This window comes from Novosphingobium sp. BL-S-34 (genome assembly GCF_056857015.1).
Genome location: NZ_CM166472.1, coordinates 2554129 through 2569978 on the forward strand (window position 1 = coordinate 2554129; position 15850 = coordinate 2569978).

13 protein-coding genes are annotated in these 15850 nt (G+C 66.1%); 11 read left to right on the forward strand and 2 right to left on the reverse strand.

All coding sequences use genetic code 11. From position 1 onward, the window contains the following. Window positions 1-79: 79 nt before the first annotated feature. Window positions 80-1084, reverse strand: coding sequence for a UDP-glucose 4-epimerase GalE (galE, locus tag AC1VV3_RS12195; RefSeq protein WP_482961878.1), 1005 nt, complete (start codon window positions 1082-1084; stop codon window positions 80-82). A 633-nt stretch (window positions 1085-1717) separates the two neighbouring features. On the opposite strand from galE, the gene AC1VV3_RS12200 reads away from it, so the two are divergent. The 9 genes from AC1VV3_RS12200 (at window position 1718) to AC1VV3_RS12240 (ending at window position 11427) form a co-directional block, all read left to right on the forward strand. Further along, window positions 1718-2350, forward strand: coding sequence for a polysaccharide biosynthesis/export family protein (locus tag AC1VV3_RS12200; protein ID WP_132268367.1), 633 nt, complete (start codon window positions 1718-1720; stop codon window positions 2348-2350). 345 nt (window positions 2351-2695) lie between these two features. Beyond that, the gene (locus AC1VV3_RS12205) at window positions 2696-3772 is read left to right on the forward strand and encodes a glycosyltransferase family 4 protein (RefSeq protein WP_482961879.1); all 1077 of its coding nucleotides are present in this window, start codon (window positions 2696-2698) and stop codon (window positions 3770-3772) included. Continuing rightward, on the forward strand, window positions 3769-5184 hold the full coding sequence (locus AC1VV3_RS12210) for a hypothetical protein (protein WP_482961880.1): 1416 nt from the start codon (window positions 3769-3771) through the stop codon (window positions 5182-5184). The genes AC1VV3_RS12205 and AC1VV3_RS12210 overlap by 4 nt, the downstream gene beginning before the upstream one ends. A 47-nt stretch (window positions 5185-5231) precedes the next feature. Beyond that, window positions 5232-6479 (forward strand): glycosyltransferase family 4 protein, encoded by a 1248-nt coding sequence (locus tag AC1VV3_RS12215; protein WP_465127955.1) that lies wholly within the window; start codon window positions 5232-5234, stop codon window positions 6477-6479. A 7-nt stretch (window positions 6480-6486) separates the two neighbouring features. Next, window positions 6487-7065, forward strand: coding sequence for a serine O-acetyltransferase (locus tag AC1VV3_RS12220; RefSeq protein ID WP_482961881.1), 579 nt, complete (start codon window positions 6487-6489; stop codon window positions 7063-7065). Then, window positions 7062-7532, forward strand: a complete 471-nt coding sequence (locus tag AC1VV3_RS12225) for a serine O-acetyltransferase (RefSeq protein ID WP_132268377.1) — start codon at window positions 7062-7064, stop codon at window positions 7530-7532. Before AC1VV3_RS12220 ends, AC1VV3_RS12225 begins: the two co-directional genes overlap by 4 nt. Before the next feature lie 11 nt (window positions 7533-7543). After that, window positions 7544-8983, forward strand: coding sequence for a lipopolysaccharide biosynthesis protein (locus tag AC1VV3_RS12230; RefSeq protein ID WP_482961882.1), 1440 nt, complete (start codon window positions 7544-7546; stop codon window positions 8981-8983). Continuing rightward, window positions 8980-10371, forward strand: a complete 1392-nt coding sequence (locus tag AC1VV3_RS12235) for an O-antigen ligase family protein (RefSeq protein ID WP_482961883.1) — start codon at window positions 8980-8982, stop codon at window positions 10369-10371. Before AC1VV3_RS12230 ends, AC1VV3_RS12235 begins: the two co-directional genes overlap by 4 nt. A gap of 18 nt (window positions 10372-10389) precedes the next feature. Continuing rightward, window positions 10390-11427: an acyltransferase family protein gene (locus tag AC1VV3_RS12240; RefSeq protein WP_482961884.1), complete on the forward strand. Its 1038-nt coding sequence runs from the start codon at window positions 10390-10392 to the stop codon at window positions 11425-11427. A gap of 94 nt (window positions 11428-11521) precedes the next feature. Here AC1VV3_RS12240 and AC1VV3_RS12245 read toward each other — a convergent pair whose 3' ends face one another. Further along, on the reverse strand, window positions 11522-12565 hold the full coding sequence (locus AC1VV3_RS12245; RefSeq protein WP_132268384.1) for an SDR family NAD(P)-dependent oxidoreductase: 1044 nt from the start codon (window positions 12563-12565) through the stop codon (window positions 11522-11524). A 742-nt stretch (window positions 12566-13307) separates the two neighbouring features. On the opposite strand from AC1VV3_RS12245, the gene AC1VV3_RS12250 reads away from it, so the two are divergent. Further along, window positions 13308-14474 (forward strand): nucleotide sugar dehydrogenase, encoded by a 1167-nt coding sequence (locus tag AC1VV3_RS12250; RefSeq protein ID WP_465127960.1) that lies wholly within the window; start codon window positions 13308-13310, stop codon window positions 14472-14474. A gap of 60 nt (window positions 14475-14534) precedes the next feature. Next, a complete protein-coding gene (locus AC1VV3_RS12255) occupies window positions 14535-15722 on the forward strand; it encodes a glycosyltransferase (RefSeq protein WP_134093961.1) in 1188 nt (395 codons plus the stop codon). Window positions 15723-15850: the final 128 nt, after the last annotated feature.

Sequence of the window (15850 nt, forward strand, 5' to 3'; positions counted from 1 at the left end):
CCGAAGGCCGGGGATCGTGGATCCTCGGCCGCACGTCGTCCCGGACTTGCTCCGGGACGAAGCCGTTCTGCCGGCGGCTCTATGCTCCGCGCAGCTCGGTCAGGCGGCGTTCCCAGGCGAGTGCGTGTTCGACGATCGTGCCCAGGTCGGCATATTTCGGCTGCCAGGGCAGGGTGGCCTTGATCCGACGGTTGTCCGAGATCAGCGAATCGGGATCGCCCGCGCGCCGTCCCTGCATGTGGCGGTCTATCGTGCGATTGGTGACGCGGTCGACCGCGTCGAGCACTTCCAGCACCGAGAAGCCCTGGCCGTAACCGCAGTTCATCGTCAGCGATTCTCCCGGCGCCGCGATCAGCTGTTCGAGCGCGAGGACGTGCGCATTGGCGAGGTCGGAGACATGGATGTAGTCGCGCACGCCGGTGCCGTCCGGCGTGTCGAAGTCCGTGCCGAACACGGCGACATGCTCCCGCTTGCCCAGGGCCGCTTCCACCGCAACCTTGATGAGATGGGTGGCACCCGCCGTCGACTGTCCGGTGCGGGCCTGCGGATCGGCACCGGCGACATTGAAGTAGCGCAGCGCGCAGTAATTGAAGTCATGCGCGCGGGAGACGTCGGCCAGCATGGTCTCCGTCATCAGCTTGGACATGCCGTAAGGGTTGATCGGCAGTTTCGGGCTGTCCTCGGTGACCGGGGAGACTTCCGGGATGCCGTAAGTGGCGGCCGTGGAGCTGAAGATGAAGTGCGGCACGCCCGCCTTCACCGCCGCGTCGATCAGGGCGCGGCTCTTGGCGGTGTTGTTGTGGTAGTACTTCAGCGGGTTCTCGACCGATTCCGGCACGATGATCGAGCCGGCGAAGTGCATCACCGCCTGGATACCCTCTTCCCGGAAGATCCGGGCGAGCAGTGCGGCATCTTCGATATCGCCTTCGTAGAGCGGGACGCCTTCCGGCAGGGCGAAGCGAAAGCCCGTGGTGAGGTTGTCGATCACGACCACCGGCCAACCGGCGTCCTTGAGGGCGAGAACGGCGTGGCTGCCGATATAGCCGGCGCCGCCGGTGACAAGAACGGGGATCTTGGAGGTCATGGTCTCGCTCTGATGGACGGCAGGAAGTGGGATGGAGAAATCGATTGGAACGGGTTGCTACGGCGGCTTTGTTGAACGGCCCATTCGCGCTGCGCAAGTGGGCATGAAAGCAGCGCGCGCGAACCGGGTTCAAGGACGACCCCAAGATTATGCGCTGCGCTGCGGTGCGTCAAAGCCAACTGCGTCCAAAGCCGCACCATCCTTGCACCTCCGGTAACCAATCCGGAGCAGTCTGCAGGTCCCGGCGAATACTGTACCTGAACTGAACACGCCCTATAAAGTGCAGTTCAGGGCGATTCCGAAATCTGTCATGCCGATTGCTATCCATTGCATAGTTATCCGGGATTCGCTGCCGGATCGGTTCGAACGCAGGTCTGCCGGCCGTTTGATTTCGCACTTGCGGAAGAGATTTGCGACGTGCCGTTTTAGGAGTGGGCTTTGCCGTTTTCGAGCGCCGTCCAGGCACTTGCACCCCAATGCGCTCCTGATTACCCGAATAGGCACCCGGTCACCCCATCGGGGGCATTGACTTAAGCCTTATGGAGAAAACCGTAAGTGCGCTGCACAAAGACGCTTCTTGTTGGGCTCGCTGTCCTATTTTCAGGTACCATCCTGACAGGATGTACCTCCACCATGACGTCGAACCCGGATGTTCCGGTCGGCGAAGCTGCCTATCAGACGATTCCCGCCACGGTTCCGGCGCCCACTGTCTATGCGATCTCGCCGAAGGACGTCCTTCAGGTGCGGGTCTTCGGAGAGCCCGATCTCTCCGTGGAGAAGGCGCGCGTGGACGAGGCGGGCTTCATCCAGCTTCCCCTGGCCGGGCAGATCAAGGCCGCCGGCCGCAGCGCGCCCGAAGTGTCGAGCGACGTGACGGCCGTGCTTGGGCGCAAGTATCTGAAAAACCCGCAAGTCGCCATCTCGGTAGACGAAGCCGCGCCGCGCTTCGTATCGGTGGAAGGCGAAGTGAAGGTTCCCGGCGTCTATGAACTGACCAGCAATACCACCCTCCTGGGCGCGCTGGCGCGGGCGCAGAGCCCGCTGGTCACCGCCAAGCTGGACCAGGTGGTGATCTTCCGCACGATCAACGGACAGCGCATGGCCGCGCGCTTCGACCTGAAGGACATTCGCGGCGGCGTCAGCCCCGATCCGATCGTCATGGACGGCGATGTGGTGGTGGTTGGTTTCTCGAAAATTAAGGGGCTTTGGCAGGACTTCCTGAGAACCGCGCCAATATTCAATGCCTTCGCAGTCTTCGCCCGCTGACCGTTCCGGCAGCGGGCCGTGGCGGCCAAGGACAGTGACTTCGAGCGCAGGGCCGGTCCAGCGGCCCTCGCAGAGCCTTTCGAATGCGATCCTTCTGCCATCCTCGCCGCGACCTTTGCGCCGGTGCGAGCCAGGCAGGCCGGGCCGCGGCTGCGGCTTGTCGGGCTGGAAGGTCGCTCCGACCTGAATTCAGTGCCTCCGGTACTGCGAACACAACGCCCAGTGAAAGGATAAGCTATGTTGAATCCTGAAAGCGGCGAGACCGATCCTATGAATTATCGCGTGGCCTTCTTGTCCCCTGTCTCCTTTTTTAAAGGAGGAGCGGAGCGATCGCTGTTCGACCTGATGGCGAACCCGCATGTCGACCCGCTGCTGGTGGTGCCTGCCGAAGGGCCGGTGTCCGAGCAGGCGGCGAGCCGGGGCATCCCCGTGGAAGTCGTCGATTTCGGCCAGGTCGCCGCGATCCGCCGCCCGGTGCGCCCCTCCAGCGTGGGCGCGGCCTTCGGGGACTGGTTCGGCGCCGCGCGCAAACTCATGGCCGTGACGAAGCGCCACGGTGCCGACATCGTCCATAGCAACGGGCTGAAGGCCCACTGCATTGCCGGCCTGGCGCGCAAGCTGGGCGGAGAAGCCTGCGTGTTCCACGTTCGCGACATCGCCGTGCGCGGTTCGGAGCGCCTGATCTGGAAGGGCCTCGCCCGCAGTTCCGACCATACCGTGCTCGTCAGCCGCGCCTGCTGGCCGGGCGAGATGCTGCCGGGCAATGTCTCGGTGGTGTTCAACGGCGTGAAGCAGGACGGGGCAGCCCAACCGCTCCAGTCCGTCCAGGCTCCCTCTGCCGCCGCGCTGCAGGCGCCGCGCGCCCATGCCCCGCTGGTCGTGGGCATTTGTGGGCGCATCCATCCCTTCAAGGGGCACCACGTCGCCATCGACTGGCTGGGCGCCGCCCGTCGCCGCGGGATCGACATCACCCTGCTGGTGCGCGGTGAAGCGGAAGCGGAAGATCGTCCCTACCTCGAAAGCCTGAAGCGCCAGGCCGAAGCCTTGGGCCTCGCCGATTCGGTTCGCTTCGAAGGCCGCTTCGAGGGGCTGGCGGCGATCTACAAAGGCCTCGATGCCGTGCTCGTGCCTTCCGAGACGCCTGATCCACTGCCGCGTTCGGTGATGGAGGCGATGTCGATGGGGCTGCCCGTGGTCGGCTATCCGGCCGGCGGCATCGTCGAAATGATCGACCACCGCGAGAACGGCTGGCTGGCCGGCGATGCGGAAGCCTTCTGCGCGGCCATGGAGGAGATCTCCAGCCTCGGTCCCATGCTCGTCGAATTGCAGAAATCCGCCGCGCGCACGGTGGCGGAACGGTTCGGCATGGAGCGCATGCACCGGCAGGTGAACCAGGTCTATTCGACGGTGCTCGGCCGGTGATCCGCTGGGGCCAGGGCCCGAACCGGCCCGGAGAAGGGCTGGGGCGCGCACTTGGTGCGGGACGTCGCCGTGCGCGGCGCGCCCGCCTGCGCACCGGTCTGTTCGGCGCCGCGCTCCTGCTCTGCCCGGGGGCGCTGCTGGCAGCGGCTTTGTTGCTGCAGCCCGGCACCGTCCGGTCCGACCGGCACGTCTCCGCGCCCGTGGCGCAAGTGGTGGGCATTGCCGGCAACGACCTGACCCCCGCCGATCTCGACCGCGTTTCCGGGCTGGGGCTCCATTTCGTGCGCAGCGATTTCAGCTGGGCCCGCACCGAGCGCAAGCCGGGCGTCTACGACTTCGGCCCCTACCTGGAGTTCGCGCGCGAAGTTCATGCGCGCGGCATGCGCCCGCTGTTCATCCTGGACTACGGCAACCCGGTCCATACGCCGTTCACCAGGATCCAGTGGCGTGGCCGCGACGAGCGGCGCACCTCGCCGCCGGTCGCGCCGGACCAGATCGCGGCCTACCGCAAGTGGGCCGCCGCCGCCGCCAAGGCCTTCGCGGCTTACGACCCGATCTGGGAAGTCTGGAACGAGCCCGATCACCCTCGCTTCTGGCCGCCGAAGCCCGATGCCGCCGCTTATGGCCGCATGGCACTGGCGGCCTGCCAGGCCATCCATTCGGCGGGCCGGGCCGAAGTCTACGGTCCCGCCGCCTCCAAGTGGGTGGACGGTCCGTTCCTGACGGCGCTGGCAGGGTCCAGGGCCATCACCTGTTTCGACCGGATCAGCGTCCATCCCTATCAGATGACCGGCGATGCCGCGCGCGATGGCGCATTGTGGGACGGACTGTGGCACCGCATTGCGGCGGGGGGGCAGGTGAAAACGCCCCGGATCGCCAATTCCGAATGGGGCCGCCCCGTCGTCGGCCGCGTCGACGATCAGGCCCAGGCGCGCTACCTGGTCCGCACGCTGGTTTCGGCGCTGGCGGCGGGCGTAGCGCCCAACATCTGGTATTCCTGGAAGGACGCCGGCACCGATCCGGCCAACGACCAGCATCATTTCGGCCTGCTCCTGCCCGACGGTTCGCCCAAGCCGGCGTTCCTGGCGCTGCAGACCATGCTCCGGCAGGTCGGTGCCCTGCGCTATGCCTGCCCGGTCCAGCGTGCCGGCGTGGAAGGTGCGATCTTCGCGGCCGACCCGCAAGCCGGTGGCAGCAGCGTGAAGGCGCTGGTCTGGGCCAAGACCGGCGTGGCGCGGCTGGAGCCCGGGAAGATCGCGCCGACCGGCTGGAAGGTCTCGGGCCTGGCCGACATGACCGGAAAGCCCCTCGAAGGCGGCGAGCAGAAGCTTGGCAATGCGCCCGTCTACTTGCGGCTCGTGCCGGAAAAGACCGGCGCGCAACCCACCCTGAACTGCCCCGAACGCACATGAGCGCGAGCGATATGAACATGACTGGCCGCAACGGAGACAGTACGTCCATGACGTCCCGACGAATTCTCTTCATCATCCGCTCCTACCGGCCCGACCAGGTCGGCGGCGGCGCCAAGTCCGTGCAGACCCTGGCCGAGGGCCTGGTCGAGCGGGGGCACGACGTGCACATCCTGCGCCTGGCCCCGCGCGGGGAGGAAGCCGCCACCTTGCGCGCCGGCATGGAGGCCGGAGTGACCGGGCCGGGCAAGCCGACGCTGCACGTCCTGCCGATCCGCAACATCTACTGGCCTTACGACAAGCGCCGCCGCTCCCCGGCGATGAAGGCGGTGTGGCACGCGCTGGACCTCTGGAACTTCCGCGCCGCGCGGGACGTGCGCCAGATGCTGGACATCATCCGCCCCGACGTGGTCAACACCAGCATCATCGACGGCTTTTCCACCGCGATCCTGCGCGAGGCCAAGCGCAGCGGCGCGCGGCTGATCCACACCATGCGCGACTACTATCTGATCTGCAGCCGCTCGGGCATGTACCGCGCGGGCGAGAACTGCACGTCGCTCTGTTCGGGCTGCAAGGTGGTGCGGGGGGTCAACCGCCGCCAGACCCGCAATGTCGACATGTTCCTGTCCAACAGTGCCTTCGTGGCGGATACCCACCGCCGCCACGGCGCGTTCGGGGAAGACAAGCCGTGTGCGGTGCAGTGGAACGTCAACGACCGCCCGCTGGTGCCCGAGGCGAAGCGGCTGGCCGATGGCGCGCCGATGGTCTTCGGCTATATCGGCCGGCTCGCTCCCACCAAGGGCGTGGAGAAGCTGATCGAGGCCGTGCGCCGCCTGCCGCAGGGCGGCCGGCCGTGGTCGCTGGTGATCGCCGGTGACGGGGAGCCTGAATATGTGGCCGGGCTGAAGGCCCAGGCTGCGGGCGATCCGCGCGTGCAGTTCCTCGGCTGGCAGGCCGCGGAAGACTTCTATGGCGCGGTCGACGTGGTGGTCTGCCCCTCGGTCTACAACGAGCCGTTGCCCCGCGTGATCTACGAGGCTTACGGCTTCGCGCTGCCGGTCGTCGCCTCACGCGTGGGCGGCAATCCGGAAGTCGTCACTCCCGCCGAGACCGGCGAGCTTTACGACGGCGAGGATGCCGGCGAGCTGGCCGATAAGATCCAGCATTTCCGCACGCTCTCCGCCGACAGCTATGCCCGCTACAGTGCCGGCGCGCTCGACATGGGTGCGGTGTTCACATCGGGTGCGGTGATCGATCGTTACGAGAGCCATCTGGACCGGCTGTTCGATGCGGCCTGAGCGCGAAATGGCTGTGACCGACGGCACTTTCGCCCCGGCCGACCTCCACGCCGCTCCCGGCACTCTGCCGGCGCGCGGCCTGCCGGTGGGACGGTTCAGCCCGAGCAGCGGCATCCTGCGCGCCTGGCAGCGCATGAGCGGGCTCTGGGCCTCGGGACCGGCGGGGCGGGTGCTTGCGCGGGTGATCCGGGGGCACATCCGCCGCGCCTATGGCTGCTACATCGCGCCGACCACTCATGTCGGCGAGGGCGTCTACCTGCCGCATCCGGTGGGCGTGGTGATCGGTGACAATGCCGTGATCGGAGACGGGGTGACGATCTACCAGCACGTCACCATCGGCCAGGACGGCGCCGCCGGGCGCTGCCCGCGCATCGGCGCCGGGGCCACGATCTTCGCGGGCGCGACGGTGATCGGCGGCATCGAGATCGGCGCGGGCGCTGTGATCGGCGCCAATGCCGTGGTCAAGACATCGGTTCCTGCGGGGCACATCGCCGTCGGCGTACCGGCGCGGATCCTGCCGCCGCGTCCGTTTGCCCATGAAGCGGCCCTGCAAACGGAGGCTTTGCGCACGGAGGCCCGGCGATGAGCGGGGCACGGGCCATGGAAGGCGCGGGCCTCGTCTCGCTCTGGCGGCGCATGTGCCGGCTCTACCCGCGCGGACGCATGGGGCGCGCCATGGCGACGGTGATCCGGCGCTACATCCACTGGCGCTATGCCTGCCACATCTCCCCGCTTTCGCGCCCGGCGGGGTGGATCAACCTGCCGCATCCGGTGGGCATCGTGGTGGGCCACGATGTCGAGATCGGTGAGAACGCCACGATCTACCAGCACGTCACCATCGGCCAGTCGGGCCGGGAGGAAGGCTATCCGGTCGTGGGACCGGGTGCGGTGATCTACGCCGGCGCGGTCGTCGTCGGCCCGGTCCGCATCGGCCGCGAGGCGCGGATCGGCGCGAATTCCGTGGTCCTCCAGGACGTGCCGGACGGCGCCACCTCGGTCGGCGCCCCGGCCCGGATCGTCACGCAGAAGCGCAAGGACCTCCTGGCCGTATGAAGCTCGGGCGCATGAAACTCTCCAAGGGCGCGATCACCACCGCGGCACTGGGCATATCGAGCGGGCTCAACTTCCTCTCGCTGATTGTCTGGACTCACCTGCTCAGCCCGGCCGAGTTCGGCACTTATGCGCTCGTCTCGGCGACGGTGCTGTTCCTCAACGCCACGATCTTCGAGTGGCTGCGCCTTACCGCCTCGCGCCTGCTCTACGACCCCGCGGCCGAGCATCAGCTCAACCCGGACATCGCTAATGCCCTCGCCACCGTCGGGCTGGGCCTGATCCTGCTGCTGCTTCCGGTGGCGCTGTCGCTGCGCGGCTTCCAGGTCCACTTCATGGGTGTCGCGCCCGACTGGTGGCCGGCGATGTGGCTCTGGCTCTTTTCCGAAATGCTCTTTGCGATCAGCACTGTCGGCGCGCGCCTTCGCCTGCTCAGCTGGCGCTTCTTCGCGATGATGACGCTGCGCTCCTCGCTCTCCCTGGCGGTGGGTGCGGTGCTGGTCTGGTTCTTCGACATGGGCGCGCTGGGCGTGGCCATCGGCATTCTCGGCGCCCAGATCGGCTGCGCGGTCCTTGCCAACGTCACGGACGCGGCCTGGCGCAATTTGCGGCCGCTGCAGGCGCGGGCAGCGGACCTGAAGGAAATCCTGCGCTACGGCGCGCCGCTGATCGTCAGTTCGGGGCTCGGCTATGCCAGTGCCGTGGCGGATCGCTACATCGTTTCCTCCACGCTGGGGAAGGCGGCGGTCGGCCAGTATTCGGTCTCCGTGGACCTCATGCAGAAGACCGTGATCTTCCTGATGCTGGCGGTCAACCTCTCGGCCTATCCGGCCATCGTCCGCGCGTTCGAGAACGAGGGACGCGAGGCGGGCGAGAAGATCCTGGCGGAGAACTTCATCGTCTACCTCATGATCGGCGCGCCGGCTGCGGCCGTGCTGGCGGCACTTTCGCCGGGGGTGGCGCATCTCTTCGTCGGTCCCTCGTTCCGCGACACCGTGGCCATGCTGCTGCCTTATGTGGCGATCGCCGCCATCCTCAAGGCGCTGACCACGTTCCACCTCTCGGTGGCACTGCAACTGGTGAAGAAGACGCGGCTGCTGATCATCTCGCCGGCGGTCAACCTGGCATTGCTGGTTCCCAGCGGCATCATAGGGGTGAAGCTGGCGGGCCTCACCGGCATGGCGATCGGCATAGCGGTCTCGCAGATCGGCAGTTTCGCGCTGTTCTACGCGGTGGTGAGCCGCCATGTTCGCACACCGCTGCTGACGCGCGCCTCCGCCTTCGTGGTCGTGCTCTCGCTGGCACTCGGCGCTGCACTGGTGCCGCTGCGCGGCTTCAGCGAGCCGGTCGCCTGCCTGGCCCTGCTCGGCGCGGCGGGTGCCTTCTATTGCCTAGTGGTCTGGCGCGGGCACGGCTGGATCATGCGCAACAGCCAGGGCTGGAGCGCGGCATGAGTGCCGGCGCGCTCCCTTACGGCCCGCGCCCCGCAAGGAAGCGGAGCCAGAACTTCGCCGCCCTGTTGACCACGCTGACCGGCGCGGCGGTGCTGCTCATCATGGCGCGCGAAGTCTTCGGCGGCGCGGCGCGCTATTATTTCGACCGCTTCGGCCTGGGGCCGCTCTGGTTCATTCCCGATCTTGCCGTGATCGCGGTGGTGCTGGCACGCCTGCTCCTGGCGGCCGTGACGCTGCGGCTGCCGACGCCGCTGATCTGGCTCTTCGCGGCGACGGCGGTGCAGATGGCTGTCGGCATCGTGGTCTACCAGAATGCCGTGGCCGTGTTCTCCGGCTTCAAGCTGCTCTGCCCGCTGATCGCGGTGCTCATGCTGCCCCCCACGTATCTCAACGCCAAAGTCTGGCGCTGGGCCTGCCTGGCGCTGTTGGTGGTGGGGATCGCCGGCGTGGCGATAGACACCCGCGCGACGATGCCCTGGACGGGCTACTCGGTCTCGCAATTCGGCGTCGAGCGCGAGGCCGGGCGCGAATGGTGGATCCACGGGCAGGAGCGCATCGCCGGGCTGGGTGCGGCGAGCAGCGCCTCGGCCAGCATCCTGCTGCTGCTGGCGCTGATCGTGCTGCGGCAGGCCCGCACCTGGCATGTGCGCCTGCTGATCTACGTGGCGACGCTCTGGGCGCTCAACGTCACGACCTCGCGCACCAACCTGATCGCGCTGGCCGTGGCCATGGTGATCGACTTCTGGCCCTGGCGCTGGTTCCAGGGGCTTGGGCCGGGCCGCATGGCGCTGGGCGCCCTGCTTTCGGTGTGCTTCTTCCTGCCGGCTCTGGCCGGGCTCTGGTTCCTGGCCATCGACGGCGTGGGAGAGATCTCGGTGGGCATGAGCAGCATGGTCGTGCGCGTTCACGTCACCTGGCCGGGGATCTGGGACATGATCGTCGATGGCGGCCCGGCGACGGCCCTGCTGGGCCACGGTTTCGGATCGGTGGGGCCATCGGCGTTCTACACGGGCGTCTATGTCTCGCCGTTCAGCGCGGTGGACAACCTGTTCCTCTACATCTTCTACCAGTTCGGCCTGTTCGGCGTGCTGATGGGCGTGGAACTGATCCGCCGCCTGGTGCGGGTGCCGCGGCCGGACCGGCACATCGGCTTCGTGATCGCCATCCTCTCGGCCACGATCAACTGCCAGGGTGCGGCGCCGCTCGTGCTGATCGGCCTTGCCGCCTCGCTCGGCGCCTATCCGGCGCTGGCGAGCGGCGCGCGCGGCCGGATGCAGAAAGCGATCCGCGCGCTGCCCCGCCCCGCTCCCGACACTTACCGCAACCCCCGCCGAGCCCCCGAAAACCGCCACTGGGCGCGGGGGCCCTGGACGCCGGGAACGTCATGACCATGCACCGAGGACCCCATGCGCATTAAGGGCCTGGACGCCGCACGCGGCGTCGCCATCCTCTTCGTCGTGTTCGGCCATGTCTGGCGCGGACTGGACGGGCAGGGCCTGGTCGATCCACACCTGTTCCAGACCATCGACCGCGCCGTCTACTTGTTCCACATGCCGGTGTTCTTCCTGATTTCCGGCATGCTGTTCAAGGCGCCGGAGAGGCTGGGCGGCGGCGCGCTGCGGAACGGGCTGTCGCGGATCTCGATCAACCTGCTCTGGCCGATGTGCCTCTGGGCCTGGGTGGAAGGCTGCGTCCATCTCGTGACCGGAGCGGGCAACAAGGGGCGCATCTCGCCCTTCGAGGTGCTGACTTATCCGTTCCCGCCCAAGAGCGTGTTCTGGTTCCTGCTCGCGCTGTTCCTGTTCCAGGCGGCGGCCATGGTGCTGCGGGGAAGGGCCGCGGCAGCCGCGGTCGCGGCGGCCTGCATGGCCGCCGTCGTGGTGCTGCAGCCGCAGGGCCTGACCGGGCAGATCCTCCAGCATGCCCCCTTCTTCTTCGTGGGCCTGCTGGCGGGCACGCGCTGGCTGGAGAGGGGCCTGCCGCTCGTGCCCTGCCTCGCAGCCTTCCTCGCGGCCGAGGCGGCGGCCTTCCTGCTCGCCGTCTCGCCCTTCGACACTGTGCCCGCCTATCTGTGCGGCGGCGCGGCCTGCGTCGCTTTCCTCGGCCTCTGCCTGAACGGCGGGGCGCTGCTGGACAAGCTGGGCGCCCGGAAGCTCGGCGAGCGCACCATGCCGATCTACCTCACGCACATCATCTTCGCTGCCGGCATGCGCGTGGTGCTGACGCGGCTGGGGCTCGGCAATGTCGCCGTGGTCGTGCTGGTATCGACGGCAGCGGGCGTGCTGCTGCCGCTGGTCCTGTTCGACCTGTCGCGCCGCTGCGGCCTTGCCGGCGTGCTGGGCTTCGAGCCGCTACGAAAACGCCGGGGCCGGGAAGAACCTTGCGTCCAAGCGTCTGCCCGGCCCGAGTTCGCCGATGGCCCTTCCGTTGGAAGCGGGGCCTGACAGCGGACGAGCAGGCCCGGTTTCGGCAAAGGCGGCCATGAAAAAAGGGGCCGCGTCAGTGACGCAGCCCCCGTTTCCTGCAAGGATCGGCCGCTCAGACCTGGTAATAGTCCCGGTACCAATCCACGAACTTCGCCACGCCTTCGGTAACCGAAGTGGTGGGGCGGTAGCCCGTCAGTTCCTGCAGCAGCGAGGCGTCGGCCCAGGTTGCGGGCACGTCGCCCGGCTGCATCGGCATCATGTTGATCTCGGCCTTCACGCCCGTCGCCGTTTCGATGGCGCGCACGAAGTCCATGAGCTGCACCGAATCCGAATTGCCGATGTTCACGGCACGCCAGGGCGCGACCGGCGAAAGACTGTCGTGCCCGGCGATGTCCTCTGCGCTTTCCGGGCGTACCGGCGCGCTGTCGATGAGGAGACGGATGCCCTGGACGAGATCTTCGACATACGTGAAGTCCCGCTTCATATCGCCATGGTTGTAGACGTCGATGGGCTTGCCGGCGAGGATGTTCTTGGTGAACTTGAACAGCGCCATGTCCGGGCGGCCCCACGGCCCGTAAACCGTGAAGAAGCGGAACATCGTGATCGGCAGATCGTAGAGATGCGCATAGGAATGCGCCATCGCTTCATTGGCCTTCTTCGTCGCCGCGTAGAACGACATCTGCGTATCGACCTTGTGAGTCTCCGCATAAGGCATCTCGGTATTGGCGCCGTAGACCGAGGAGGTCGACGCCATCAGCATGTGCTGCGGCGGATAGGCCCGCGCGGCTTCCAGCATCTCGAACACGCCGATCAGGTTCGCCTCCACATAGGCGCGCGGATTGTCGATCGAATAGCGCACGCCCGCCTGGGCCGCGAGATTGACGACGATCTCGGGCCGTTCATCGGCGAAGATCTGCATCAGCCGCTCGGGGTCTTCGAGCTTGCCCTTGATGAAGTGGAAATGCTCGGACTGGCTGAGCATCGCCACCCGCCGCTCCTTCAGCGCGACTTCGTAATAATCGTTCAGGCTGTCCAGGCCGATAACCCGGAAACCGTCATCCAGCAGTCTGCGGCAAAGGTAGTACCCAATAAAACCCGCGGCACCCGTAATCAAAGCCGTACGGGGGGCAGCCTTGCCGACGACGTCATCAGTCATGCTAAAGTCCAGATTTTGTGGAGATGTCCGTACTTTCTGAAGGCCCGAGACGCACTTGGCAAGTCGCCCGAAAGGGCAGGCGTCCGACTGAGGGAACGGGTGGCCGACAGTTTTACGAGCGGTTGTTCTCAGTCGAGCGGATTTGGGCAACGAGGCGCGTTCGGCGATGCCATCCTACAAATTCGATTGCAGGAGGTGGGCGCGGAACGACAATCGATTTTGCAGCGCGGCAAAGCGCGCATTCGGTGCGTCATTCAGAAGCCGAGGTTACCCTGCGCGGGGGCCTCAATGTCCCGTACCGGCGCCGGAAATTGGTAAATCGTGCTGAAACTATTATTCCTCTTCAACAAGATGACTGCAAGATGAACAAGCCCGGTGACAAGGCTAGGGCGCCGTCATCGCCGCGAATCGATTCGCTTGTCGAGACCCGGAACAGTGCCTGGCGGTGCGTGCGACATGCCTCGTCGGGCTTCTTTTAGGTGCGCCGCAGCATGGCGGTTCGATGTCTCTCATCGTCAATTTGCGGACAAGAATGGATTCCGTCGCGTTACTGCACCCGATTATCCCATATTCTGCGCAGGCGCTTGAACAGGCTCGCGATCCTCGGCAGAGCACTCGTGCCCATCGGTAGCAGTTTCACCTACCGGGAGTTTCCGATATTCCCCGCATCGGAAGCCCCGGTTCAAGCGGCCGGGGCGCACTTGCCGAACCTGCCCCGTCCGGGGCGGTCAGAGGAGCAGAAATGAAGATCGCTGTTGCAGGCGTTGGCTATGTCGGTCTGTCGAATGCGCTGTTGCTGGCGCAGAACCACGAAGTCGTGGCCAAGGATGTCGTGGCCGCCAAGGTGGACATGATCAATGCCGGTCGCTCGCCGATCGTCGATGCCGAGTGCGAGGCTTTCCTCCGCCGCGACGACCTGAATCTGCGCGCCACGCTGGATGCCGCGGAAGCCTATCGCGGCGCCGACTACGTGATCATCGCCGCGCCCACCAATTATGACGAAGTGACCAACCGCTTCGACACCAGCCTGGTCGAAGCCGTCATCCGCGAGGTCATGGACCATGCGCCCGATGCGGTCATGGTGATCAAGTCCACCATCCCCGTGGGCTTCACCGCCGCGACTTCCGAGGCGATGGGCACGCGCAACCTGATCTTCAGCCCCGAGTTCCTGCGCGAGGGCAGGGCGCTTCACGACAATCTCCATCCCAGTCGAATCGTGGTGGGGGAGCAGTCGGAGCGGGCAAAGGTCTTTGCGGAACTGCTGCTGGAAGGCGCAATCAAGAAGGATGTACCGGTCCTGTTCACGGACCCGTCCGAAGCCGAAGCCATCAAGCTATTTGCGAATACCTACCTCGCGATGCGTGTGGCCTATTTCAACGAGTTGGACAGCTATGCGCTTTCGCGCGGGCTGGAGGCGCGCCAGATCATCGAAGGCATCGGCCTCGATCCGCGCATCGGCTCGCACTACAACAACCCTTCGTTCGGTTACGGCGGATACTGCCTGCCGAAGGACACGAAGCAGTTGCTGGCCAATTACCACGATGTTCCGCAGACCATCATCGGTGCGATCGTGGAGGCGAACCGGACGCGCAAGGACTTCATTTCCGACATGGTCCTGTCGCGCAGGCCCAGGGTGGTGGGTTTCTACCGCCTGGTCATGAAAGCCGGTTCCGACAATTTCCGCCAAAGCTCGATCCAGGGGATCATGAAGCGCATCAAGGCCAAGGGCATCGAGACGGTGCTCTACGAGCCGAGCTATCCCGATGACAGCTTCTTCAACACCCCGGTCGAAGCCGATCTGGAGACGTTCAAGCGGCGCGCCGACGTGATCGTCACCAACCGGATCCTGCCCGAACTCGACGACGTGAGGGACAAGGTCTTCTCGCGCGATCTCTTCGGGTCCGACTAGCGCAAGGCCGGGCTTCGCCCGGCGGCGTCCCGCCCCATCCTCGAAGGACCACTTACGCCCATGAAACATAGTGTTCCTGTCGCCGAAGCACCCCTGACAGGGAGCCCGGCGCTGATCCGCGGCGAGCGCATCGCGCTCGTCCATGACTGGATTCCCCTGATTGCCGGGGCGGAGCGCGTGCTTCAGCAAATGGCGCACTGCACGCCGGGCAGCGACATCTTCACGCTTTTCAACTTCCTTCCCGAGGAAGTCACGCGGGAGTTCTTCGGCGCCGATCACAGGATACAGACGTCCGGTCTCAACGATCTGCCGCTGGTGGAGCAGTATTACCGCTTCCTCCTGCTGCAATCGACCCGCGCGATCGAGGCGTTCGACCTGACCGAGCACGATGTCGTGCTCAGTTCCTCCGCGGCCCTGGCCAAGGGCGTGATAACCGGCCCGGGTCAGTTGCACGTCAGTTACGTCCACAGTCCTGCCCGTTATGCCTGGGATCTTACTCACGAATATATCGCCACGGTCGGCGGCACGCTCGGCGGGCTGAAGCGGGCGGTTGCGCGCGAGATGATGCATCGCTTCCGGCTCTGGGACATGCGCACCGCACAGAGCGTGGACCATTACCTGGCAAATTCGCAGTTCATTGCCCGGCGCATCTGGAAGATCTACCGCCGCGAGGCGCAAGTGATCTATCCGCCCGTCAATACCGGCAACTTCGTGCCCGGTACGGCATCGCGCGGCGATCATTTCGTCACCGCTTCGCGCCTGGTGCCCTACAAGCGCGTCGAGATGATCGTGGAGGCCTTCAATCGCCGCCCGGACCTGCGCCTGAGAGTGATCGGCGACGGGCCGGACATGAAGAAGATCCGCCAGATCGCCGGCTCCAATATCGAGATCCTGGGGCACGTCCCATTCGAGCAGTTGATCGCCGAATTCCAGACGGCGCGGGCCCTGGTCTTCGCGGCGCTGGAGGATTTCGGCATCGTTCCGGTCGAGGCACAGGCCTGCGGAACCCCGGTCGTGTGCCTGGGCAAAGGGGGTACGGCCGAGACCGTGCGGCCCCTGGGCAGCAGCGGGGCGACGGGTGTGTGGTTCGAGGATCAGACGGTCGAGAGCCTGGTCGGCGCAATCGACATGTTCGTCGAGGGCGAGGGCGATATCCGCGCCGAAGATTGTATCGCCAATGCCGCCAGCTTCGGTGAGGAACGGTTCCGCCAGCAGTATTCGGATTGCGTCAATAGTCTCATTAGCTGATCGACTTTACAGGATCTGTCTTCGCCACCAGTCGACAGATTCCGGACGCGCGCAAATTTGAACCGGGAGCGGCCTTCGTGGCGGCTCCCGGTTTTTCGCATCTGCGCAGGCGGTCGGCGTTAAGGCGC

Coding starts and splice junctions, on each gene's coding strand:
- galE (WP_482961878.1), bottom strand. CDS start 1,084: ATGACCTCCAAGATCCCCGTTCTTGTCACCGGCGGCGCCGGCTATATC.
- AC1VV3_RS12200 (WP_132268367.1), top strand. CDS start 1,718: ATGACGTCGAACCCGGATGTTCCGGTCGGCGAAGCTGCCTATCAGACG.
- AC1VV3_RS12205 (WP_482961879.1), top strand. CDS start 2,696: ATGGCGAACCCGCATGTCGACCCGCTGCTGGTGGTGCCTGCCGAAGGG.
- AC1VV3_RS12215 (WP_465127955.1), top strand. CDS start 5,232: ATGACGTCCCGACGAATTCTCTTCATCATCCGCTCCTACCGGCCCGAC.
- AC1VV3_RS12220 (WP_482961881.1), top strand. CDS start 6,487: ATGGCTGTGACCGACGGCACTTTCGCCCCGGCCGACCTCCACGCCGCT.
- AC1VV3_RS12225 (WP_132268377.1), top strand. CDS start 7,062: ATGAGCGGGGCACGGGCCATGGAAGGCGCGGGCCTCGTCTCGCTCTGG.
- AC1VV3_RS12230 (WP_482961882.1), top strand. CDS start 7,544: ATGAAACTCTCCAAGGGCGCGATCACCACCGCGGCACTGGGCATATCG.
- AC1VV3_RS12235 (WP_482961883.1), top strand. CDS start 8,980: ATGAGTGCCGGCGCGCTCCCTTACGGCCCGCGCCCCGCAAGGAAGCGG.
- AC1VV3_RS12240 (WP_482961884.1), top strand. CDS start 10,390: ATGCGCATTAAGGGCCTGGACGCCGCACGCGGCGTCGCCATCCTCTTC.
- AC1VV3_RS12245 (WP_132268384.1), bottom strand. CDS start 12,565: ATGACTGATGACGTCGTCGGCAAGGCTGCCCCCCGTACGGCTTTGATT.
- AC1VV3_RS12250 (WP_465127960.1), top strand. CDS start 13,308: ATGAAGATCGCTGTTGCAGGCGTTGGCTATGTCGGTCTGTCGAATGCG.
- AC1VV3_RS12255 (WP_134093961.1), top strand. CDS start 14,535: ATGAAACATAGTGTTCCTGTCGCCGAAGCACCCCTGACAGGGAGCCCG.